The following is a 22,808-nucleotide window of genomic DNA, read 5'->3' as shown; positions in this document are numbered from 1 at the left end:
TGCAGGGTCAAGGACGCGGGCCCGGACGGCGACCGCGGCGCGGGCGTGGGGAGACCCGGCGGGGTTCACTATACAAAGAAAAACGCCGCGGCCCATAGAGGCCGGCATGTTCTCTTCGAGGCGCGCCCCGTCAAAGACCCCAACGCCCCCGGGGGTTTTGGTCGGCGTCGGTGGCGATGTCCTCGAAGCCCTCGCCGGCGCCCGAGTACGTCGGAAGTCTACAGCAGGCGCGTGCGGATGATCTGCGACAGCAGGTCGATCAGCGACACGGCCACCACGATGACCAGCACGATGCAGCCGGTCTGGTCGTACTGGAACGCGTTGACACTATCGAGCAGCACCTGGCCGACGCCGCCGGCCCCGATCAGGCCCAGCACGGTGGCCGCCCGGCTCGACGATTCGAAGCGGTAGAGGGCGTAGCTGGTCCACAGCGGGGCCACCTGCGGGATCACGCCCCAGACGATCTCCTGCAGCTTCACCGCGCCCGTGGCGCGCACGCCCTCGACGGGGCCCTTGTCGATCGACTCGACGGCCTCGGCGAACAGCTTGGCCAGCACCCCGCCGGTGTTGAACATCAGGGCCATGACGCCGGCGAACGGTCCCAGGCCCACGGCGGTGATGAAGATCAGCGCCACGACCAGGTCGGGGATCGAGCGGATCAGGTCCAGCACGCGGCGCACCGGCTGCTGGATCCACACCGGCGTGATGTTGCCCGCGCCCAGCAGGCCCAGCGGGATGGCGACGATGATGGCCAGGAAGGTGCCCCACAGCGCCATCTGGATCGTCTGCCACATCTTGCCGACATACAGGCCCCAGTCGGCGGCCATGAACGCCTTGGGATCGGTGAACGGCGAGAAGAAGCCTTCCGCGAACTCCCGCATCCGCCCCGCTTCGGTGAACAGCTGCGGGAACTTGTCGATCTCGGCCGGCTTGAAGCTGACGATCAGCAGCATGGCCACGCCGCCCCAGATCAGGACGTCAAAGGCCATGGCCGTCGTCGAGCGCTTCGGCGGGGCCGGAATGGTCTCGCTCATGAAGGGCCTCAGTTGGCGGGCTGAGCGGCCGGGAGGGCCGCCGGCACGGCGCCGGCCTTGCCCTCGGCGGCGACGCGCTCGGCCTTGACGCCGTCCAGGTTCTTCTGGGCCGCGGCGATCTTGGCCTGGTCGCCGCTTTCCTTGGCGATGCCGAGACCTTCCAGCGCTTCCATCTCGCGGACGACCAGCAGGTGGCTGTTGTCGGCCGGCTTGAAGCCGCCCATCGACAGCTTGGCCAGGTTGGCGCGCTGCTGGGCGGCCTCGGGCGTGTCGCCCTGACCGTAGGTCAGGAAGAACTGGCGCAGCTTTTCCTTCACGACCGGATCCAGGTCCTTGCGCCAGACGATCGGGTCTTCCGGCAGGGTCGGCGATTCCCAGATCACCTTGACCTTGGCGGTCTTGTTGTCCGAGCGCCCGGCGTTCAGGCGAAGGGCGGTCGAATTGTTGGTCGAGGCGTCCAGCTTGTGGTTGGCCACCGCCGCCAGATTGGCGTCATGGCTGGCGCTGAGCACGGTCTTGAAGCAGGTCTCGGGCTTCACGCCGGCCGGGATGAAGACATAGGTCATCGGGGCCAGGGTGCCCGAGGTCGACTTCTTGTCGCCGATGCCGAAATCCAGCGTCTTGTCGCACTTCAGCAGGCCTTCCAGGGTCAGCTTGCTGTCGGCCGGGACGATGATCACCGACTTGTAGCCGTCGGTGCCCGACGGATCGAAGGTGCGGGCGAAGACCTCGCCGCCCGAGCGGCGCACGGCTTCCAGGCCCGACTGGTTGGAGAACCAGCCCAGGTCGGTCTGCTTGGCGCCCATGGCGACGATCAGCGACGAGTAGTTGGACGAGAAGAACGGCTTCACCTTGAGGCCGGTCTGCTTTTCCATGTCGGCCAGGATGGGCTTCCAGTAGCCCTCCATGTTCTGCGCCGACTCGGTCGACAGGATCGAGAAGGTGACCGTGTCCTTGGCGGCCGAGGTCGTGTCGGACTTCTGGCCGCAGGCGGTCAGGGCCAGGGCCGAGAGGCCGACAACCGAAAAGCGGGCGGCGATGGCGAAAGCCGAACGGCGGCTGATCATTGCGGAGCTCCTTCCCAGAACACGTCCTCGAATTCCGGGCCGTAGATATCGATGAGTTTTTCACGCTTCAGGGCCGAGGCCGGGCCGTCATAGACCTTCTGGCCGGCCTTCAGGGCCACGACACGGTCGCAGTAGCGCAGGGCGTAGTCCACCTGGTGCAGGGTAACGACGACGGTCAGGCCGTCGCTTTGATTCAGGTCACGCAGGATCTCCATGACCTTGCGCGCCGACACCGGGTCCAGCGAGGCCACCGGCTCGTCGGCCAGGATGATCTTGGCCTTCTGGACCAGGGCCCGGGCGATGGCGCCGCGCTGCTGCTGGCCGCCCGACAGGGTGTTGGCGCGCTGGGCGGCGTAGTCGGCCACGCCGACGCGGGCCAGGGCCGCCATGGCCGCCTCGCGGGTTTCCTTCGGCCAGCGGCCGAGCAGCCCATACAAGAAAGGGATCCGGCCCAAGGAGCCCAGGGCCACGTTGGAAAACAGCGACAGGCGGCCGACCAGGTTGAACTGCTGGGCGATGAAGCCGATGCGGATGCGCGCCTTGCGCACGTCGCTGGACACCTTGCCCTTGGCCTGCACCGGTCCGCCGAACGCGGTGATCACGCCTACTCCCTCATCAATGGTCTGCAGACCGTCGATCGAGCGCAGAAGCGTGGATTTCCCGGAGCCCGAAGGGCCGATGAGCGCGATCATCTCGCCCCGACCGACGTCGAGGGAGACTTGGTCCAGCGCGCGTCGCGACCCGAAGGTCTTGGACGCGGCGCGGATCGAGAGAACTGGGTCCGACGTCATGGTCGGGGCGAATCCTTAACGTGGTTTCGGTGCTTGGGAAATGCGATCTCCGGTTTGGGGAAGGTTCGCAATGGATTTGTGACGAGCCATGGATCAATTCGCCCCGAACCGGGGCCACGAAAGGGTCTTTACATCCCGGAACAATGCCCCTATTTCGCACGGCTCCGGCGGACCCGAAGTCCTAAACGCTGCTAACGCCGGCCTGGGTTTAACTTCCAACAGGGGGTTACGTGAATTGCGCACGTACCAATCTCCCCTGGACCTGGTCCGTGAGCGGTCACCGGAACGTCCCGTCGCACTCGTGCGGCCCGACGCGGTTTCCGTAGCTGCGCGCTGGTTCCAGTCCGAATTCAAGGGCGACGTCTTCTATGCGGTGAAGGCCAATCCTTCGCCGTGGGTGATCCGTGAGCTGGCGCGGGCCGGCGTCCGGTCCTTCGACGTCGCTTCGCTGAACGAGATCGAACTCGTGGCCACCGAGGCCCCGGGCTCGCGCATGGCCTTCATGCACCCGGTCAAGAGCCGCGCCGCCATCTCGGCCGCCTATTTCGACCACGGCGTGAAGACCTTCTCGTTCGACACCCACGAGGAGCTGGCCAAGATCCTCGACTCAACGGGCCAGGCCAAGGACCTCAACCTGATCGTCCGCATGGGCGTGCAGGCCGAGGGCGCGGCCTATAGCCTGTCGGGCAAGTTCGGCGTCGAGCCGCACAACGCTCCGGGCCTGCTGCTGGCCGCGCGTCGCGCCACCCAGGACCTGATGGGTCTCAGCTTCCACGTCGGCAGCCAGTGCATGCGCCCGACCGCCTACCAGGCCGCGATGGCCCAGGCCTCGCGCGCGCTGGTCCGCGCCGGCGTGCTGGCCGATGTCGTCGACGTCGGCGGCGGCTTCCCCTCGATCTACCCGGGCATGGCCCCGCCGGAACTCTCCGAGTACCTGGCGGCCATCGACCGCGGCTTCTCGGAGATGATGGTCCACGAGAGCACGCGGCTGTGGGCCGAGCCGGGCCGCGCCCTGGTGGCCGAGGCCTCGTCGCTGCTGGTCAAGGTCGAGCTGAAGAAGGGCGACGCGCTGTATCTGAACGACGGGTCGTACGGCTCGCTGTTCGACGCCGCGCACATGAAGTGGCCCTTCCCGGTCAAGCTGTACCGCAAGAACGGTGAAGTGGTGGAAGAGGGCCTCAAGCCCTTCCGCTTCTACGGCCCGACCTGCGACAGCGTCGACCACATGCCCGGCCCGTTCTACCTGCCGGAAAGCGTGGACGAGGGCGACTACATCGAGATCGGCATGCTCGGCGCCTATGGCGTGGCCATGTCGACCCGCTTCAACGGCTTCGGCGAGACCGACACCGCGGAAGTTCAGGACGCTCCGATGGCGTCGATGTACGGCCTGGCCAAGCGTTCGATCCCGGCGGTCCGCCAGGAAAACGAAGAGCGCAAGATCGTCCGCTTCTCGCGTCCGAAAGGCGCGGCCGGCAAGCGCAAGCGCCGTCGCTAAATCGACGTGGTTCGTCAGTAGACAGTTTCTGAGTTAAACCGCGCGCCGCGCCCGACGTTATGAGACGTCGGGTGCGGTTCGTATTTCCAAGCCCCCGTCGGTCGCTCCGTCCCGGCGAAGGTTCTTTGTTCCAACGACGGGCGTCCAAAGTCAGGGAAACCGAAGCAATGAACGCTCCCGTTCCGAACACCAAGGCCGAACTCCTCCAGACCGTCGTCGAGCACGTCGACATCGCGTCGTTCGACGCCCGTCCGATCATCGACTCGATGCGCAAGATGTCGTTCAGCTCGCGCGACACCGCCCGCGCCGCCGACATCTTCAACATGGCCCTGGCCGACAAGGGCTGCTCGACCTGGCTGATCCTGGCCGGTTCGACCTCGGCCGGCGGCTGCATGCACGTGTACCGCGACATGGTGAAGAACGGCATGATCGACGCCGTGGTCGCCACCGGCGCCTCGATCGTCGACATGGATTTCTTCGAGGCCCTGGGCTTCAAGCATTATCAGGCCGCCGGCCCGGTGGACGACAACGTCCTGCGCGACAACTACATCGACCGCATCTACGACACCTATATCGACGAAGAAGAACTGCAGGCCTGCGACCACACGATCCTCGAGATCTGCAACCGCCTGGAGCCGCGCGGCTATTCCTCGCGCGAGTTCATCTGGGAGATGGGCAAGTGGCTGTCGGAAGGCAACGCCAAGAAGGAAGGCAGCCTGATCCAGACGGCCTACGAAGAAGGCGTGCCGATCTTCTGCCCGGCCTTCGTCGACAGCTCGGCCGGTTTCGGCCTGGTCAAGCACCAGAAGGAAAAGATCGCCGAGAAGAAGCCCTACCTGATGATCGACGCGGTCGCCGACTTCCGTGAACTGACGGACGTCAAGATCGCGGCCGGCACCACGGGCCTGTTCATGGTCGGCGGCGGCGTGCCCAAGAACTTCGCCCAGGACACCGTCGTCTGCGCCGAGATCCTCGGCGTCGAGGCCGACATGCACAAGTACGCCATCCAGATCACGGTCGCCGACGTGCGCGACGGCGCCTGCTCGTCGTCGACGCTGAAGGAAGCCGCCTCGTGGGGCAAGGTCTCGACCACCTACGAGCAGATGGTCTTCGCCGAAGCCACCACGGTGGTCCCGCTGATCGCCTCGGACGCCTACTGGCGCAAGGCCTGGGAAGGCCGTGAAAAGCCGCGCTGGAACAAGCTGTTCGGCAAGTAAGCTTGAACGCCTCCCCTTCTTGATTGTAGGGGCGTGAAAATGCAGGGTCCCCGGAGTTGCTTCGGGGACCCTTTTTCATGCGCGCTCTGGCCGTCATCGCCGTTCTCGCCCTGACGGGCTGCGCCACGCTGAGCGGAGACGCCGCGACGCCGAAACGCTACCTGGCCAAGGGCGCCTATGACGCGCGCGATCAGCTGGGTCCGCCGCCGGCCAAGGATTCGCCCGAGGCCGAGAAGGACCGCCAGATCTTCCGCGCCACCCGCGCCCTTGAAGGCGGCCCGCGCTGGTCCCTGGCCCAGGCCGACAATGTCGAGGAGAACGTTCTGGACGGCTTCTCCTGCGCCCTGGGCTTCACCCCGACGAAGGCGAGCAATCCCAAGCTGGCCGCCATGCTGCTGCGGGTCAGCGGCGACGTGCGCTCGGCGGTGGCGGGTCCCAAGCTGAAATACCGCCGGCCGCGCCCGTTCCGGTCCGAGAACGGCCCGCTCTGCATCAAGCCGGGCTTGGGCTTCTCGCTATCGCCCGACTATCCGTCCGGCCACTCGACCTGGGGCTGGACCGTCGGCCTGATCCTGGCCGAGGCCGCCCCCGACCGCGCCGAGGCCATCCTGACCCGCGCCCGAGGCTTCGGTGAAAGCCGCGTCATCTGCGGCGTCCACAACGCCAGCTCCGTCGAGGCCGGCAAGCGTAACGCCGAGAACCTGGTCGCGGCCCTGTGGGCCTCCGACGCCTTCAAGGCCGACCTGGCCGGCATCCGCGCCGAACTGGACGCCGCCCGCGCCAAGGCTACGCCGCCCGATCCCGCCCGCTGCACCGCCGAGGCCAACCTGATCAGCGCGCCGCTGCTCTAGGCCACGGTTGCGAAGGGGCGCGCCGGCCTCTACCTCTAGGCCATGGCCCATACTGGTTCCGCCTGCGGACACGATCATCACAACCACGGCGTCGCGGGCGCCGCGCTCGCCGCCGAACTCCACGCGGCCGAGGCTCGCTGCTCGGCCGCCGACCAGCGCCTGACCGCCCCGCGCCGCCGCGTGCTGGAGCTGCTGCTGCAGGCCGGCCAGCCGGTGAAGGCCTATGACCTGATCTCGACCTTCGGGGGCGACGGCCCGCCGGCCAAGCCGCCGACCGTCTATCGCGCCCTCGATTTCCTGGAAAAGCAGGGCTTCGCCCACCGGATCGAGAGCCTCAACGCCTATGTCGCCTGCCGCAAGGAGGCCGACGGCCACGCCGCCGCCTTCCTGATCTGCGACTGCTGCGGCGCGACCCGCGAGATCGAGCCCAAGGCCAGCGCCGAGATCATCGCCGCCGGCGCCGCGGCCGGCTACGCCCTGACCGCCGTGACCATCGAGGCCCACGGCCTCTGCGCCGATTGCCGAAGCTGAACAAAGCCCGCCCTAGTGGGCAGGCTCGGCGTCCAATTTTTGGAGCGTGGCAAGCGCCGAAACCGCTCACACTTTCGGCTGCCACGCTCTAGACTCGAACGACTGTTACACACCACCGTTCGAGAGACGCCATGACGACCGCTGAGCCGCTCCCTGGCGTCGAGATCTGGCGGGGAGGCGTTAACACCTGGGACTGCGACGAGATGGGGCACATGAACGTGCGCCACTACGTCGTGCGGGCCATGGAAGGCCTGATTGGCATGGCGGCCGAGCTGGGCCTGCCGCAAGCCTTCTCGCCCCACGCCAACGCCACCTTGCTGGTCAAGGAGCACCACATCCGCTTCCTGCGCGAGGCTCACGCCGGCGCGCCGCTCACCATGCTGGGCGGGGTGATCGAAATGGGCGAGACGGATGCGAAGATCCTGCAGCTCTTGATCCATCCGGCCTCGGGCGAGCTGGCGGCGACCTTCCAGACCACCGTCGTTCACGCCACCCCGCGTGAGGGCCAGCCCTTCCCCTGGCCCCGGATCGCCCGCGAGCGCGCGCAGGCCCTGAAGGTCGAAGTTCCCGAGAAGGCCCGCGCCCGCGGCATCGATCTCTCGCCCTTCGAGCCGACCGCCAGCCTGGCTCGCGCCGAACAACTGAGCCTGTCACGTATCGGCCTGGGCGGCTTCCTGCCGTCCGATTGCGACGTGTTCGGACGGATGCGCGCCGAGCAGTTCATCGGCCGCGTCTCGGACGGCATCGGCGCCTTCATCCACCCGTTCCGCGACGTGGTGGTCGGGCATGCCGAGAACAAGCCAATCCGCATGGGCGGCGCGGTGCTGGAGTACCGCATCGCCTACCTGGCCTGGCCTCGCCCCGGCGACCGGGTCGACATCCGATCGGGCCTGATGGGCACGGACGCGCGGACGATGCGGGTGGCCCACTGGATGCTCGACCCGGCGACCGGCCAGCCGTGGGGCACGTCGGAAGCCGTGGCGATCACGTTTGATCTCGATGCGCGCAAGGTGGTGCCGGTGACGGACGCGGCGCGGGCGGCGCTGGCGGCGAGCGAAGTGAAGGGCCTGGCGCTCTAGGCCGTCGCCATGTCGAACAGCGCGTCGCGCACCACGTCGGGGCGCTCCATCGGCAGAAAGTGGCTGGTCCCGGCGACCGTCTCGATCCGCACCGCCTTGCCCCGCCGCGCGAAGCCGTCCCCAGCCATGCAGGTGGAATGCTTCTCGGCCTTGAGGATCCGCGCCGGAGCCTTCACCTGGCGCACGGCGCGCCACGGGTCGTGGGCCTGGGCGGCGTAGTTCGAGGCTTCCCAGGCCGGCGCGCAGGCCAGTTCGACCTGTCCGTCCTGGCGCTCGACGAAGCCGCCGGCGACATAGTCGGCCAGCATGGTCTCGGGCCAGGTCTTGAAGGCTCCCCGCCCCTTGTAGCCGGCGAACACCGCCTCGCGGCTGTCGAACACCGCCCGGCGGCGCAGCGCCGACTGGACCAGCGGCATGTGCTTCCACAGGCGGCCCGAGGTCCACGGCGCCTTGGCGTACAGGGTCGCCAGCCACGGCATGATCACCGGATCCAGCAACACGAGGCCCTTCACGCGATCGGGCCGCTCGGCGGCCGCCAGCAGGCTGACCGTGCCGCCCATCGAATGGCCGGCCAGAACCAGCGGCGGGCCGTCCAGGGCGTCGAGCAGGCCGACCAGGTCGCCTTGCAGGTCGCGCCACGAGCGGCGGCCGTCGGGATCGGCCGGCAAGGTGGTGCCGCCGTGACCGCGCTGGTCGATGGCCAGGATTCGCAGGCCCGCCGCCAGCGGCGACAGCAGCACGCGGTAGGTCTGGGCGTTGAAGCCGTTGGCGTGGACGAAGACCACGTCGATCGGCCGATCCGTGGGCCCGAACTCCAGGGCCGCGATCTCGCCGCCGGGAACAGCCACGGAGCGCTTGCGAGGTTCGCGAAAGACGGCCGCGTCCATGGGCGTGGCTCCTTGAGACTGATGGGCGTTAAGTTAGGCGCGAAGACCCCCTCCGTCCATGGAGCCCCAAAAAATGAAAGCGATGGCATGAACAAGCTCGCCACGATCGGCTACGAAACCGACACGCAAGGCGGCATGATCGATCGGTTGAAGGCCGCCGATGTCGAGCTGGTGGTCGATGTCCGCGCCGTGGCCAGCTCGCGCAAGGCCGGCTTCTCCAAGACGTTGCTGGGCAATAGCCTCAAGGACCAGGGCATCGACTACTTGCATCTGCGCCCGCTGGGCACGCCCAAGCCTGGCCGCGAGGCCGCCCGGGCCGGGCGCGTCGACGAGATGCGCGCGATCTTCAACGCCCACCTGGAAGAGCCCGAGGCGGTGCTGGCCCTGGCCCAGGCGACGGAGCTGGCCAAAACAAAAAGGGTCGCCCTCCTTTGCTACGAGGACGACCCCAATTGTTGCCATCGCAAGATCGTGGCGGATCGCATCCGCCAGACCCTGAAGTGCGAGGTGGTGGACCTCTAGGGCCTTAGGCCTGGGTGACCTGCCACTCGCCCCGCGCGTCCTTGCAGGCGCTGTAGCGCTGGTTCGACGTCCCCTGGCCGCCACCGGCGACCGAGGCGTCGATCACGCGGCAGCTGGCGACCTGCTGGCCGGTCGAACGCACCAGCGAGGCGGCGGCGTAGCCGACCGCGTAGCCGCCACGGCCCACCAGCACCCAGCCGCCCGTCGGGACCACGCCCAGGGCGTCGAAGCTCTCGCCGGCCGCGACCTTGCCGACCACCTTGGTCTTGGTCGAGGGACCACCGCGCAGGTTGGCGGTCGAGCTGGCGACATAGGCGCCGCCGGCGGCTTCATAGCTGGGCAGGCTCTGCACGCCCGAGGCGTAGCGGATCGAGCGGCCGTCGACCGGCGGGCCGTAGCTGGACGAGATCACGCTGATGCGGCCCGAATTGCCGGTGCGGCTGTTGGACCAGGTCTGGGCGACGCCGGTTTCCAGGGCCTTCTTGGTGGCCTGCTCGGCCATGGCGGCATCGGTTGACTGCATGCGGCAGCCGATATAGCCGCCCGCCGCCGCGCCCGCCGCCGCGCCGACCAGCGTGCCGAGGGTCTTGTTCTTCTTGGAGACCTTGTTGCCCAGCAGGGCGCCGGCGGCCGCGCCGATCAGGGCGCCGCCTTCCTGCTTGCCGCCCGAGCCTTCGCAGGCGAACAGGCCGCCCAGGCCGCGCGACTGGGCCAGGGCCGGAACGGGGGCCGCGACCAGGCTGGAGGCCGTGGCGGCGATCGCCAGAGCGGTGAACATCTTACGGGTGGTCATGGCGGATTTCCTTTTCCGTCAGGTCAATGTTGTCGCCGCCTCCCGCCCGGTTGATAGTGTGATCAACGATAAGGGAGACTTAGGGCATGAGTGGCCACGATCAGGACGACTATAGCTGTTTCAAGGTCGAGATCGAGGCTGGCGTCGCGCACATCCAGTTGAAGCGACCCGAAGCCATGAACACCATGACACGGCCGTTCTGGAACGAGCTTCCCGCAATTGTAAAACATATTGACGACAACGCGCTCGCTCGCTGCATCGTGATCTCCTCGACCGGCAAGCACTTCAGCGCCGGCATGGATCTTTCGGTGTTCACCGACGGTGAGGGCGTCACCGCCACCCAGGATGGCGACCGCTGGGTGGCGGCCGAGAGCTTCCGCCGCTTCGTGCACGTGCTGCAGGACAGCTTCAGCTGCCTGGACAAGGCCCGAATGCCGGTGATCATCGCCATCCAGGGCGGCTGCATCGGCGGGGCCGTCGACTTCGTCAGCGCCTGCGACATCCGCTACGCCAGCGCCGACGCCTTTTTCCAGATCCAGGAGATCAACATCGGCATGACCGCCGATGTCGGCACCTTCCCGCGTCTGTGCAAGCTGATCCCCGAGGGCTGGGTGCGCGAGCTGGCCTATACGGGTCGCCGCCTGCCGGCCCAGCGCGCCAAGGAGATCGGCCTGGTCAACGAGGTGCTCGATACTCACGAGGAGGTCGTCGCCCACGCCCTGGCCGCCGCTCGCGAGATCGCCGGGAAGTCCCCCCTGGCCGTGGCCGGCAGCAAGGTGATGATCAACTACGCCCGCGACCACACCATCGCCGACGCCCTGGACTACATCGCCACCTGGCAGACCGGGATGTTCTCCGGTCCGCACATGGCCGAGGCCTTCACCGCCAAGGCGCAAAAGCGGGACGCGGTGTATCCGGATTTGTTGCCGCTGAAGAAGAAGATGTAGGCGGGGCCGCCCTCTACTCGTACGTAAACGTCATCGCCTCATCCGCCGCCGGCAGGCAGCTGCGGTCCACCGGCTTGGTCGGGTCCTGGAAGAAGGCCCGGATCGCCTTGCGGGCGCAGGGGCTGCCGCGCGACACGCCGTGGGTGGCGTTGGTGACGATGACGACCTGCGAGCCCTGGTAGCCCTTGGCGGCGGCCTTGGTCAGTTCGGGCGGGCAGCCGGGGTCGATCTCGGCGGCCAGGAACAGGGTCGGGATGGCGGTCTTCACCGGGGCCTGCTCGACCTTGGAGATCGCGCCGACATCGATGGCCTTGCAGACGTCGTGGATACGCTGCATCGACACCACCATCAGGCGGGCGACCGGGTCGTTCTCGGTACCCTTGGCGACGTCCGCGCGGGCCTCGAACGGGATCTCTTCCTTGCACAGGTGGGTCATGAACTGGCCCTCGCTGTAGTAGTCGCGGCTGCCCACGAAGTCGGCGACCGGCGAGACGTCGCCCTGGATGATCTTCCACAGATCGCGCGGCAGCACGCTGGCGGTGAAGTAGCTGGCGTCCATCAGATAGCCGCCCAGGTCGTCGGCATTGTAGGTCTTGCCGTCGATGGTCCGCGGCCCGGCCAGCCAGCGCTCGGCGACCACGGCCAGCTTGGCCTTCAGGTCGGGATAACGCTTGGCGCACTCGGCCACGACCGCGCACTTGGCCATGACGATGTCGATCGAGCTGGAGACCATGGCCGGGCCGCCGACCGTCCAGTCGGCCTCGGGCGGCCAGGGCGAATCCTGGACCACCGCTCGCACGCCCCGCGGCGCATGGGTCTGGATCGCCGCCTCGATGCGGGTGCCGTACGAGCCGCCATAGAGGTCGATCAGCGGCAGCTTCAGCACCTGGCGCAGGTCCTGGACGTCCTTTGCGACCTCGACGGCGTTGTAGCGCGACAGGTTCACGCCCTTGGCCTGGAAGGCCTTGAGGCAGGCGACGATGCCGTCGGCGTCCTTGTCCGAAGGCGGGCCGGCGTCGGTCAGGTTCGTGCCGGGGCAGTCCAGGTTCGGGTCCGACAGGCCGCCGCCGCGCTGGTCGATGAAGATCCAGTCCTGGTCGGCGGCGACGAACTCGCGCGAGGCCTTGCTCTTGAGCATGCGCGGCAGACCCTTCAGGGCCGAGCCGCCCGGGCCGCCGTGCAGATAGACCACCGGCGGCAGGCCGGCCTTGGGCCGAGCCGCCTTGACGATCGCCACGGCCACCTTGATGCGGCGGCTCTTGGGGTCGCCGCGCGTCTCGTCGACGACCAGGGCGCCGCACTGGACCCTGAGATCGACGTCCTTGTAGTCACCGACGCAGGCCGTCTTCTCGAAGCGCGGGGCGGCGGCGTGAGCCGCGCCAGCCAGGAAGGTGGGAGCCAAGGCGGTGAGGGTCAGCGCGCCGGTGGCGGCGGCGATCCAGGACAGGCGCGACATCGAAGACTCCAACGGTTTCGCGTGCATCAACACCAAGGTTAACGCCGACCGCAAGGCTTCAGTGTGCTGACCGTCCGCTAGAACCCGCCAGCCTAGAACCTGTAGGAGACCGACAGGACCGCCGAGGGCTGGGTCGGGTCGAAGACGATCGGGCTCTTCCTGGCGTCGCCGGTCAGCTTGGTCATCGCGCCGGTCGCGCCCAGGCTGACGCGATCGGTCAGGCGATAGCTGGCGGTCAGCGCGGCCGAGACGTCCTTGATCCCGCCGCCGGGCCGATAGGCCGGCAGGCCCGAGGCGGTCGCCTGGGCGGGGCTGACCCCGAAATAGCCGCGGGTGTAGGCGCCGTCCGCCCAGGTGGTCGAAACGCTGGGAATGATGGTCAGCCGATCGGTCGGGCGTAACGGCATGGCCAGGCTCGCATCGACCAGCGCGCCGTCGAGGTCGCCGGACAGCACCTTGGTCGCGCCCAGGCTGGCCATGACCATGCCGACCTTCACGTCCGCCGAGATCCGCGCGCCGGCACCGCCGGACACCCGGCCGATCCCGGCGGGCGCGTCGCGGCGGCGATAGCCCGGCACGTAGGTCACCCCAGCCCCGACATCCACCGTGTCGCCGTCGACGAGGTTGGCGCCAATCCCCCGGCGCGAACCGACGAAGAAGCGGCCGTATTTAAGGTCGATCACCGGGAACGGCAGGACGCGGTAGTCCTCGGCGCCCTGGTAGGCCGGCGCGTAGATCACGGCGCCGCCGACAACGGCGCGGTCCTGGTCGCGATCTTGGGCGCGGGCCTTGTTGGCCAGGCTCACGGCGGTGAGCACGCAGAGCAGCGCGATGGGCGTCAGAGCGTGGGTCATACGGCTTCCCTATCGAAATATCGTGTCGGATCATCGACAGCTACGACCGCAACGCGGAGGCGGATGTCTAGGCGCCGCCGGCGCGAGGCGGCATCTCCGCCCCGGTCAGGTCGGCGCCGTCCAGCTTGGCGCTGGAGAGGTCGGCCTCGATGAAGCGGGCGCGCTGGGCGCTGGCGCCCCGCAGATTGGCGCCGCGCAGCACGGCGCGGGTCAGGTCGGTGCGGATCACCCGGTCCTCGGCGATCTTCAGTGGCCCCAGCTTGGCGTTGGTGAGATCGGCGCGGGCCATCTGGGCGTCCATCAGGCGGGCGCCGCGCAGGTCGGCCCCCTTCAGCTTGACCCCGCGCAGGTCGGCGCCGGCAAGATTGGCGCCTTGCAGCTGCGCGTTTTCCAGGTCCATGCCGAAGAACACGGCCTTGGGCGCGTAGAGGCCGCTGAGCCGGCGATCCTTCAGGCGCTTGAGCGGGCGGAAGTCGACATCGGACAGCACCCCGACCTTGCCGTCGCGGCCGTCGGTCTTGCAGAACAGTTCGTGGGCCTCCAGCACCTCGTGCAAGGGCTGGTCGTCGACATAGATGATCGGCGGCGGGGCGCGCAGCACCTCGGTCAGGTCGGCGTCGCGCAGATCCGCGCCGCTGACGTCGACGCCCACCATCACCGCGCGGCGCAGCGACACCTGGGACATCTCGGCATTGTGCAGGTTGGCGCCCGACAGGTTGACCCCGTCCATGCAGGCCTTGGTCAGCTTGGCGCCTTGCAGGGTGACGTTCGAGAGGTCGGCGTCGGTGAAGTCGGCCTGGCGCGCGAACGCGCCCGACATCTGGGCGCCGTTCAGGTTGGCCCCCTGCAGCATGGCGTAGTCCAGCTCGCCCGGCCGCTTGGAGTGCTCGAGGATCCGCAGGCCCTTCTCGTCGTCCTGCACGGCGGTGACGCCCTCGCGCAGGTCGCAATTGGCCAGGTTGGCCCCGCCCAGGTTGGCCCCACGCAGGCAGGCCCCCCGCATGTCGCAGCGGGAAAGGTCGGCGTCGCGCAGGTCGCTGTCGCGCAGGTCGGTCCCGTACAGGGTCGCGCGCGTCAGCTTGGCGCCGCGCAGCGAGGCGCCGCCCAGCAGGGCGCCGGTCAGGTCGGCTTCGGAGAGGTCGACCCCGTCCAGTTCGTAATTGTTCAGATTGACGTATTGCAGCACCGCGCGGCGCCCCTTGGGCAGCCCCTTGATGTAACGCCCATGCGCTTCCAGCACCTCACGCACCACGGAGGCGTGAAGATTGCGGATCAAGCTGGGTCGTGAGGATGCGGCGGGCGGCATCGTGCGGTCTGGGATCGCTCGGAACGAAGCTGATGGGATACGCGGAAACGGCGTTCACCGTGTCACATCGTCTTTAAGCAAACGTTCAGGCCGCGACGGAAAGTCGCGGTTTCTTCGCGCGACCGCCTACAGCCAACCCTTGCGCTTGAACCACAACAGCGGCGCGCCGGCGGCCATGATCATCAGGCCGATGGCCATCGGATAGCCTTCCAGCCATCGCAGTTCGGGCATGTGGACGAAGTTCATGCCGTAGATGCCGGCGATCAGGGTCGGCGGCAGGAAGATCACCGAGAAGACCGAGAACACCTTGAAGATCGAGTTCTGCTCGATGTTGATCAACCCCAGCGCCGCGTCGAGCAGGAAGGTGATGTTGCCGGCCAGATAGCTGGAGTGGTCGGTGATCGACTGGACGTCGCGTTGCAGCGATTTGAGGTGATCGCGCAGGTCCTTGGAGCCGTCGAACTGTTCGGCCAGGGCCGCGAAGCTGAGCAGGCGGGCCAGGCTGACCAGGCTGTCGCGGGCCTTGGAATTGACGTTCTGGGACCGGCCCAGGCGATTGAGGATCTGCTCGAAGGCCGCGCCGCGCGGGCGGCCGAAGATGGCGCGCGACTGCACCTCGACCTCGGCGGCGGTGCGCTCGAGGATGTCAGCGGTGCGGTCGACGATGGCGTCCAGCAGACCGAGGAAGGTCTGGAGACCGTTCGGGCACAGGCTGGGCTGGCGCTCGGCCTGGGCGGCGAACACCGAAAAGGCGCGCGGCTCGACATAACGGATGGTGACCAGGCGGTTGCCGGCCAGGACGAAGGTCACGGGGGCGGCGGTCGGCAGGTCGCCGTCGGCGTTGACCAACACCGTGGCGGTCATGAACGTGCCGCCGTCCTCCTGGTAGAGGCGCGAGGACGCCTCGATCTCGGCCATCTCTTCACGGGTGGGCAGCAGCAGGCCGATCGACTGCTCGACGGCCACTTCCTCGGCGCGGGTGGGGTCGACCAGCTCGATCCAGACGGCGTCGGCGGGCACGCGCCAGTCGGGCGACAGACCGCCGGCTTCGAAGCCCGGAGCGCCGTGACGGAGGATTCTCAGCATGGTCGCGTCCTAGCTACGGGCCGGGTTTGCCCCGGCCCAAGCTTCAGGTCAACGCGCTCAAACTAGCGAGGGGCGTTCTGCTTGTTGCCGCTGTCGTTCGACGAACCGCCATTGGCGGCGGCGTCGAGCAGGGCGGCGATACGATCGGTCGAGTCGGCGGCCTGGCCGATGATGTCCAGCGGCGACGAACGGACCGAGTTGGCCACCTGGTTGGCGGCTTGCTTGGCGGCCGAGACCACGGCGTTCTGGGCCATGGCGATCTTGCTGGTCGCGACGGCGATCGTGCTCGCCTGGGCGTCCTGATAGATGAAACCGTTGGTCGGATAGACGCTGGTGCCGAGGTCGCGGATCGGATCGTACCAGACCTTGACCTGCGTCCAGTCGCCGGCTGGCGAGACGTCGACGACGGTGACGTCCTTTTCGATCTGGCCGCGATCGCCTTCGATGATCGACCAGTTGGCGTGGGTCACCTGGATGACCCGGTCGGTGAGCACTTGGCTGACGAAGGCCACGTGGCCGAGATTCATGCGAGCGGTCGGCTTGAACGAGAGAACCGAGCCGATTTTCGGAACCGAGCCGGTGTCGTACTTGCCGGCGGCTTGCGACCACCACGTACGGGCGTCGCCAAAGATCTGGATACCCGACATCAGACGGGCGAACGGCACGCACTGCCAATAGCCGTCAGCACTGGCCGTCACCGGCGCAAAGCTGATCATGGCGGCAGCGGCCAGGGAACCCAGAAGGGCCCTCGTCCGTTTCGTCATGCTGTGGGTACTCCCCCGCGTCACTGGGCTAAGGGATAACCTTCTCAGGAAGACGTGAAAAGAGTGTTTATGCCGCACCCGCGAGGGTCAAGCGGCGCTGTTTCCAGCTCGAAGCCCAAGTTTTCATCCGCTCGCGGCACGGATTTTCTATGACATGATAGGAGATCGCGGACAGCGGAACCAGAGCGGCCACAATCGCGATCCAGACCAGCAGTGGCAACTTGTCGCTATCGATATTGAACACCTTGGCCGCGGCATTGATAGCCAGGATCTTCCACGGGATGCAGATCATGTAGGTCGAGTAGCTGATCTCGCCGAGATAGACGAAGACTGACTGTCCAGCAAACTCGAAACCGGCCTGGGCGAGGCTCGCGATCATGAAAATCAGCCCCCCCAAAAGCATCACGATGACCAGATCAGGGGCGCCAAATTGCACCGCGCCAAGCGTGGCCATGCCCAATAAAGCGGCGCCGTAGCCGCTGAGTCGGCTGGGGAATCGCCCCGAACGCCACAGGGCGTGCAGGGCGCAGCCGAACGCGAAGCACGGCACGATGCGCAGGGCGCCCCACTGGATGGTCGCCTCGGTCAGCGAGAAACCGGCCAGGGCCTGGAAGGCCGGATACAGCGCGGCGATGAAGGCCAGCGCCCCCAGCACGGCCGCCACCGGCCGCTCGCGCAGCTTCCAGGCGGCGAACGCGAAGGCCGGGAAGGTCAGATAGGCGAACCACTCGGCCGAGATCGACCAGGAAGCGTGGTTCCAGCCCGCCACCGGCGCGAAGCCCCAGGCGTGGACCAGCAGCAGATTGGCCGGCAGGGCCTTCCACGACAGGATGTTGGGATCGACATTCAAGCCCGCGATCGCGCCGGCGACCGCCATGGCGCCGACGCCGACCAGGGTGGCTAGGTGCAGCGGATAGACCCGCGCCAGCCGATTCCACAGGAAGTCGCCGTAGCGGAACCGCCCCTCCCCGAACCCGCTCAGATAGACATGACACAGGATGAAGCCCGACAGCACGAAGAAGGCCTCGACGCCCAGATAGCCCTTGGCGGCGATCGCCGGCGTGAAACCGACGTCCAGCTTGGGCCAATAGTGGAACATCACCACCCAGAAGGCGGCGAAGAACCGGAGCGCGGTCAGGGGCTTGATGTGCGCGCCGTCTTGCATTGACGTCGTCCCTTAAGGGCCTGCCCTTCCATCCTCCACGGTGGAAAGATCGGTGTTACCCGCCTATTTCGCTGTGTTACATGTACGCGTACGCGAAACGACGGCTCGTCCAACAACCTTAGAGAGGACCGATGAACGAACTCCTTAGCCTGGTCGCCGACCCGGCCGCCTGGGCCGCCTTGGTGACCCTTGTGGTGATGGAAGTGGTTCTGGGGATCGACAATCTGGTCTTCATCTCGATCCTGTCCAACAAGCTGCCGCCCGAACACCGCACGCGGGTTCGCCGCATCGGCATCTCGCTGGCGCTGATCATGCGCCTGGTGCTGCTGTCGACCATCGCCTTCATCGTCGGCCTGACCGCGCCGGTCTTCGACCTGGGGCTCACCGGCCCCGTCGGGTCGCATGGCGAGCCGGGCTTCGAGACCGCCTTCTCGTGGCGCGACCTGATCCTGATCGCCGGCGGCGTCTTCCTGATCTGGAAGGCGACCAAGGAGATCCACCACACGGTCGACCCGGCCAAGAGCGACGACGTGCTGGAGAAGGACAAGGCCACCGTCGTGATCTCCAACGTCGGCGCGGCGATCTTCCAGATCATCCTGCTGGACCTGGTGTTCTCGATCGACTCGATCCTGACCGCCGTCGGCATGACCGACCACCTGCCGATCATGGTCGTCGCGGTGATCATCGCCGTCACGGTGATGCTGCTGGCCGCCGACCCGCTGGCCAACTTCATCAACAACAACCCGACGGTGGTGATGCTGGCCCTGGGCTTCCTGCTGATGATCGGCACCGTGCTGATCGCCGAGGGCTTCGGCGCCCACGTGCCCAAGGGCTACATCTATACGGCCATGGCCTTCTCGGCCGGCGTCGAGGGCCTGAACATGATGGCCCGCAAGCGCGGACCCAAGAAGGACCACTAAGGCGCTAGCCCCTACTTCCGGCGTTTGGAGCGTGATAGTCGATCCCGGCTATCACGCTTCAGGGCCCTGATGACCTCCCAAACCTCCACTGGCCAAACCTCCACTGGCCAGACCTCCACTGGCCAGACCTTCTCCGACGCCGAGCGCCGCCTGACCCTGACGGCGCTGATGATCGTGTTCCTGCTCAGCGCCCTGGACCAGACGATCGTATCCACGGCCATGCCGCGGATCATCTCCGAGCTGAACGGCCTCAATCTGTATTCGTGGGTGACCACGGCCTACCTGCTGACCTCGACGGTGATGGTGCCGATCTGGGGCAAGCTGGGCGACATCTTCGGGCGCAAGCCCGTGCTGATCACCGGCATCTCGATCTTTCTCGCGGGCTCCTGGCTGTCGGGCCTGGCCGGCGAGTTCGGCGCCCTGCTGGGCATGCCGGGCATGGTGCAGCTGATCGTGTTCCGCGCCTTGCAAGGGATCGGCGGCGGGGCGCTGTTCACCACCGCCTTCGCCATCATCGCCGACCTCTATCCGCCGCGCGAGCGGGGCAAGTTCGCCGGGATCTTCGGCTCGGTGTTCGGCCTGGCCAGCGTGCTGGGCCCCATCATCGGCGGCTATTTCACCGACCACGGCACGGTGCGGATCGGGACCCACGTGGTCGCCGGCTGGCGCTGGGTGTTCTACGTCAACCTGCCGCTCAGCCTGCTGTCGCTGTTCATGGTCATCGTGAAGATGCCGCCGCTGGAGCATCGCCGCTCGGGCAAGATCGACTTCCTGGGCGCGGCCCTGCTGATCGCCGCCTTCGTGCCGCTGCTGCTGGCCCTCAGCCTGGGCGGCCACGACTTCGCCTGGGGCTCGCCCCAGAGCCTCTCCCTGTTCGCCCTGGCCGCCGTGTCGCTGGCCGCCTTCGTCTATGTCGAGACCAAGGTTTCGAACCCGATCGTGCCGATGCACCTGTTCCGCAACCGGGTGTTCGTCACCGCCAATATGGCCGGCTTCTTGATCTCCATGGCCTTCATGGGCGTGGTGATGTTCCTGCCGCTCTATCTGCAGCTGGGCCGCGGCGTCTCGGCCACGCTGAGCGGCATGGCCATGCTGCCGTTGATGGCCGGCCTGATCGCCGGCAGCACCGTCGCCGGCCAGCTGGTGACCAAGACCGGCAAGTACAAGCCCTACATGATCACCGGGGCCTGCGTGCTGTTGATCGCGGTGTTCCTGCTGCACGACCTGTCGAAGATCGGCCACCTGGGTCATCTGGCCTTGCTGCTGGCGTTCGTCGGACTTGGATTGGGGCCGGGTCAGAGCCTGTTCAACATCGCCACCCAGAACGCCGTCGACCCGCGCGACATCGGGGTGGCGACCAGTTCCAACCAGTTCTTCCGCCAGATCGGCTCGACCGTCGGCGCCGCCATGGCCGGGGCCCTGCTGACCGCGCGCCTGGCCGGCTTGCCGGGCGGGCTGAACCTTGGGGCGCTGGAGGGGATGGCGGTCCAGGCGGCGGCGAACGGCGGCTCGGCGCACGAGGATCCCGTGCTGCAGGCGGCGCTGATCCACGCGGTCAGCGGCGTGATGGTCGCGGCGGTGTTCGTCGTCGCCGCGGGCCTCGTGACGATCCTGATGATCCCGGTCCTGCCGCTGAAGTCGCGGCAGCCGGCGGAAAAGTCCGAGCCCACACACTAACCGTCATCCCGCGCTTTATGCGCGGGACCCATGGGTCAGCTTCTACGTGAGAGCTAGTCTGGCGCTTCACCTGCGGCGGATAAATGGGTCCCGCGAACAAGTCGCGGGATGACGGGATAAGCTCAAAGGAAGCTGTAAGGATCCACGTCGATCACCACCCGCACCGAGTTCGGGACCTTGGCCCGCGCCCGCCAGGCGGCCATGAAGCCTTGCAGGTCGACATTGCGCTCGGCCCGGACCAGGAACCGCTTGCGGCGGCGGCCGCGCACCAGGGCCAGCGGCGCGTCGGCGGGGCCGAACACCTCGACGCCCTCGGCATTGGGGATCACCGCGGCCAAGGCCTCGACATAGGCGTCCAGGGCCGCGCCGTCGGGGCCCGAGGCGATCACCGCCGCCAGGCGACCGAACGGCGGCAGGCCGGCGTCCTGGCGCATGCCCATCTCGGCCTCGATGAAGGCGTCGCGGTCCTGGGCCTTCAGCGCCTGCATCACCGCGTGGTCGGGGGAGTAGGTCTGCAGCAGCGCCCGCCCCGGCTTCTCGTGACGCCCCGCGCGACCGGCGGCCTGGGCCAGCAGTTGGAAGGTTCGCTCGCCGGCCCGCAGGTCGCCGCCGCGCAGGGAGAGATCCGCGTCGACCACGCCCACCAGGGTCAGGTTCGGGAAGTTGTGGCCCTTGGCCGCCGCCTGGGTGGCGACCAGGATATCGATCTCGCCGGCCGCCATGGTCGCCACCAGGGCCTTGGCGGCTTCGGCGTCCATCACCGTGTCGGACGAGAACACCGCCACCCGCGCGTCGGGGAAGATGTGCCGCGCCTCCTCCTCGACCCGCTCGACGCCGGGGCCGATCGAAACGAGTGAATCCTTGGCCCCGCAGTGCGGGCAGGCGTCGGGCTTCTTCATCGAGAAGCCGGTCAGGTGGCAGACCAGACGCCCGGTATAGCGGTGCTCGACCAGCCAGCTGTCGGTGTCGGGCGACTTCATCTTCTCGCCGCAGGCCTTGCACAGCACCAGCGGCGCATAACCCCGGCGGTTCAGGAACAGCATGGCCTGCTCGCCGCGTTGCAGGGTCACGGCCATGGCCTTGATCAGCGGCGGCGACAGCCAGCGACCCGGCTCCGGCGGCGTCTGGCGCATGTCGACCAGATCGATGTCGGGCAACCGCGCCGCCCCGTGGCGGGCCGACAGGCGCAGCCAGCGATAACGGCCGATCTGGGCGTTGTAGAGGCTCTCCAGGGACGGGGTGGCCGAGGCCAACAGCACCGTCGCCCCCTCGATCTTGGCGCGGGCCACGGCCAGGTCGCGGGCCTGGTAGATGAAGCCCTCTTCCTGCTTGAACGAGCTGTCGTGCTCCTCGTCGACCACGATCAGCCGCAGCTTCTTGAACGGCAGGAACAGCGCCGAGCGGGCCCCGACCACGATCCGCGCATCGCCGCTGGCCACGGCCTCCCAGGCGTGGCGGCGGCGTGGCGGCGAAACGCCCGAATGCCACTCGACCGGGATCGCGCCGAACCGCTGTTCGAAGCGGGCCAGCACCGCCTGGGTCAGGGCGATCTCGGGCAGCAGCACCAGCACCTGGGCCTCGGGATCGCGCAAGGCCGCCGCGACGCTCTCGAGATAGACCTCGGTCTTGCCCGAGCCGGTCACCCCGTCCAGCAGCGCCGCCTGGAAACCGCCAGCGTCCAGCATCTCGGTCAACACGTCGACGCAGGCCGCCTGGCCGGGGTTCAGTTCACGAGGCGGCAAGGAGAGGTCCGGCTGCGGCAGGCCACGCTCGGGCTCCACGAAGTCGATGGCCAGCACGCCCTCGTCGACGAGCCCCTTCACCACGCCGGCCGAGACACCGGCGGCCGAGGCCAGGGCCGCGCCCGACAGCTTCACGCCCTCGGCGGCGGCCAGCACCTTCAGGCGCGCGGGAGTCATGCGGGCGGGCTGGGCTCCGGTCAGGACCAGCACCTTGTCAGGCTTGGGCGGCGGATGGCGCAGGCCGCGCAGGGCCATGGCCAGCGGCCAGCCGGGCAGGTCCACCGAATAACGCGCCGCCCACTCGACAAAGGCCAGCACGCCCGGCGGCAGCGGCGGATCGTCGACCTTCTCCAGGATGGCCTTGAGCGGCCGGTTGCCGCCGGTCCCGTCGCGCAGGGCGGTGACCACCCCGCGAATCACGCGCGGCCCCAGGGGCACGGTCACGTGGTCGCCCAGACTCAAATCGAGGCCTTCCGGCTCGGCGTAGTCGAAGGCCTCCGGCAACGGCATCGGCAGAAGAACGGAAGCGATACGGGGCATGACGGGATGCTTTTGCCGTCAAACCGTCCCCAGGTCGAGAGCGACGGGCCAGGTCGTCATCAAGCGGACATTAACCGTCTTGCC

General features: G+C 67.8%; 21 protein-coding genes. 9 read left to right on the top strand and 12 right to left on the bottom strand.

Features of this window, described 5'->3' with window-relative positions:
* Positions 1 to 218: 218 nt before the first annotated feature.
* Genes phnE through phnC form a run of 3 tightly spaced genes read right to left on the bottom strand, consistent with a single transcriptional unit; the run spans position 219 to position 2,892 of the window.
* Positions 219 to 1,034 carry a phosphonate ABC transporter, permease protein PhnE gene (phnE, locus tag ACW173_RS10325; RefSeq protein ID WP_492085127.1) on the bottom strand — a complete coding sequence of 272 codons (816 nt, stop codon included), beginning with the start codon at positions 1,032 to 1,034 and terminating at the stop codon, positions 219 to 221.
* Positions 1,035 to 1,042: 8 nt separating this feature from the next.
* Complete coding sequence (gene phnD, locus ACW173_RS10320; protein WP_492085125.1) at positions 1,043 to 2,101, bottom strand: phosphate/phosphite/phosphonate ABC transporter substrate-binding protein; 1,059 nt, start codon at positions 2,099 to 2,101, stop codon at positions 1,043 to 1,045.
* Positions 2,098 to 2,892 carry a phosphonate ABC transporter ATP-binding protein gene (gene phnC, locus ACW173_RS10315; protein ID WP_492085123.1) on the bottom strand — a complete coding sequence of 265 codons (795 nt, stop codon included), beginning with the start codon at positions 2,890 to 2,892 and terminating at the stop codon, positions 2,098 to 2,100. Before phnC ends, phnD begins: the two co-directional genes overlap by 4 nt.
* Positions 2,893 to 3,127: 235 nt before the next feature.
* On the opposite strand from phnC, the gene ACW173_RS10310 reads away from it, so the two are divergent.
* From ACW173_RS10310 to ACW173_RS10290, 5 genes are all read left to right on the top strand, one after another.
* Positions 3,128 to 4,387 carry a type III PLP-dependent enzyme gene (locus ACW173_RS10310; protein ID WP_492085122.1) on the top strand — a complete coding sequence of 420 codons (1,260 nt, stop codon included), beginning with the start codon at positions 3,128 to 3,130 and terminating at the stop codon, positions 4,385 to 4,387.
* A 167-nt stretch (positions 4,388 to 4,554) separates the two neighbouring features.
* Entirely contained in the window at positions 4,555 to 5,604 is a 1,050-nt protein-coding gene (locus ACW173_RS10305; RefSeq protein ID WP_492085120.1) for a 1,9-bis(guanidino)-5-aza-nonane synthase, read from the top strand.
* A 77-nt stretch (positions 5,605 to 5,681) separates the two neighbouring features.
* Positions 5,682 to 6,455: an acid phosphatase gene (locus ACW173_RS10300; protein WP_492085119.1), complete on the top strand. Its 774-nt coding sequence runs from the start codon at positions 5,682 to 5,684 to the stop codon at positions 6,453 to 6,455.
* Positions 6,456 to 6,497: 42 nt separating this feature from the next.
* Positions 6,498 to 6,986 carry a transcriptional repressor gene (locus ACW173_RS10295; protein ID WP_492085118.1) on the top strand — a complete coding sequence of 163 codons (489 nt, stop codon included), beginning with the start codon at positions 6,498 to 6,500 and terminating at the stop codon, positions 6,984 to 6,986.
* A 131-nt stretch (positions 6,987 to 7,117) separates the two neighbouring features.
* Positions 7,118 to 8,065, top strand: coding sequence for a thioesterase family protein (locus ACW173_RS10290; RefSeq protein ID WP_492085117.1), 948 nt, complete (start codon positions 7,118 to 7,120; stop codon positions 8,063 to 8,065).
* Here ACW173_RS10290 and ACW173_RS10285 read toward each other — a convergent pair.
* Positions 8,062 to 8,952 (bottom strand): alpha/beta fold hydrolase, encoded by an 891-nt coding sequence (locus ACW173_RS10285; protein ID WP_492085116.1) that lies wholly within the window; start codon positions 8,950 to 8,952, stop codon positions 8,062 to 8,064. The two genes, ACW173_RS10290 and ACW173_RS10285, sit on opposite strands and share 4 nt — an antisense overlap.
* An 87-nt stretch (positions 8,953 to 9,039) precedes the next feature.
* On the opposite strand from ACW173_RS10285, the gene ACW173_RS10280 reads away from it, so the two are divergent.
* Positions 9,040 to 9,474 carry a DUF488 domain-containing protein gene (locus ACW173_RS10280; RefSeq protein WP_492085114.1) on the top strand — a complete coding sequence of 145 codons (435 nt, stop codon included), beginning with the start codon at positions 9,040 to 9,042 and terminating at the stop codon, positions 9,472 to 9,474.
* 4 nt (positions 9,475 to 9,478) lie between these two features.
* On the opposite strand, the gene ACW173_RS10275 is transcribed toward ACW173_RS10280, so the two are convergent.
* Complete coding sequence (locus ACW173_RS10275) at positions 9,479 to 10,267, bottom strand: SH3 domain-containing protein (protein WP_492085112.1); 789 nt, start codon at positions 10,265 to 10,267, stop codon at positions 9,479 to 9,481.
* A gap of 86 nt (positions 10,268 to 10,353) precedes the next feature.
* Here ACW173_RS10275 and ACW173_RS10270 point away from each other — a divergent pair, with 86 nt between their 5' ends.
* Positions 10,354 to 11,214, top strand: a complete 861-nt coding sequence (locus ACW173_RS10270) for a crotonase/enoyl-CoA hydratase family protein (RefSeq protein WP_492085111.1) — start codon at positions 10,354 to 10,356, stop codon at positions 11,212 to 11,214.
* Positions 11,215 to 11,227: 13 nt separating this feature from the next.
* On the opposite strand, the gene ACW173_RS10265 is transcribed toward ACW173_RS10270, so the two are convergent.
* The 6 genes from ACW173_RS10265 to ACW173_RS10240 form a co-directional block, all read right to left on the bottom strand.
* Entirely contained in the window at positions 11,228 to 12,670 is a 1,443-nt protein-coding gene (locus ACW173_RS10265) for an alpha/beta hydrolase (RefSeq protein WP_492085109.1), read from the bottom strand.
* A gap of 92 nt (positions 12,671 to 12,762) precedes the next feature.
* Positions 12,763 to 13,524, bottom strand: coding sequence for a MipA/OmpV family protein (locus ACW173_RS10260; RefSeq protein WP_492085107.1), 762 nt, complete (start codon positions 13,522 to 13,524; stop codon positions 12,763 to 12,765).
* 67 nt (positions 13,525 to 13,591) lie between these two features.
* Entirely contained in the window at positions 13,592 to 14,830 is a 1,239-nt protein-coding gene (locus ACW173_RS10255) for a pentapeptide repeat-containing protein (RefSeq protein ID WP_492085106.1), read from the bottom strand.
* A gap of 126 nt (positions 14,831 to 14,956) precedes the next feature.
* A complete protein-coding gene (locus tag ACW173_RS10250) occupies positions 14,957 to 15,916 on the bottom strand; it encodes a magnesium transporter CorA family protein (protein WP_492085104.1) in 960 nt (319 codons plus the stop codon).
* 62 nt (positions 15,917 to 15,978) lie between these two features.
* Positions 15,979 to 16,680: a CHAP domain-containing protein gene (locus tag ACW173_RS10245; RefSeq protein WP_492085103.1), complete on the bottom strand. Its 702-nt coding sequence runs from the start codon at positions 16,678 to 16,680 to the stop codon at positions 15,979 to 15,981.
* Positions 16,681 to 16,747: 67 nt separating this feature from the next.
* Positions 16,748 to 17,845, bottom strand: coding sequence for an acyltransferase family protein (locus ACW173_RS10240; RefSeq protein WP_492085101.1), 1,098 nt, complete (start codon positions 17,843 to 17,845; stop codon positions 16,748 to 16,750).
* Positions 17,846 to 17,976: 131 nt separating this feature from the next.
* On the opposite strand from ACW173_RS10240, the gene ACW173_RS10235 reads away from it, so the two are divergent.
* Both ACW173_RS10235 and ACW173_RS10230 read left to right on the top strand, forming a co-directional pair.
* A complete protein-coding gene (locus tag ACW173_RS10235) occupies positions 17,977 to 18,765 on the top strand; it encodes a TerC family protein (protein ID WP_492085099.1) in 789 nt (262 codons plus the stop codon).
* A 69-nt stretch (positions 18,766 to 18,834) separates the two neighbouring features.
* Positions 18,835 to 20,442 (top strand): MDR family MFS transporter, encoded by a 1,608-nt coding sequence (locus ACW173_RS10230; protein WP_492085097.1) that lies wholly within the window; start codon positions 18,835 to 18,837, stop codon positions 20,440 to 20,442.
* A gap of 122 nt (positions 20,443 to 20,564) precedes the next feature.
* On the opposite strand, the gene ACW173_RS10225 is transcribed toward ACW173_RS10230, so the two are convergent.
* Positions 20,565 to 22,724 (bottom strand): primosomal protein N', encoded by a 2,160-nt coding sequence (locus tag ACW173_RS10225; protein ID WP_492085095.1) that lies wholly within the window; start codon positions 22,722 to 22,724, stop codon positions 20,565 to 20,567.
* Between the last annotated feature and the right edge of the window lie 84 nt (positions 22,725 to 22,808).

This window comes from Caulobacter sp. ALps2 (assembly GCF_058681635.1).
This window is presented reverse-complemented; position numbering and strand designations above follow the sequence as displayed.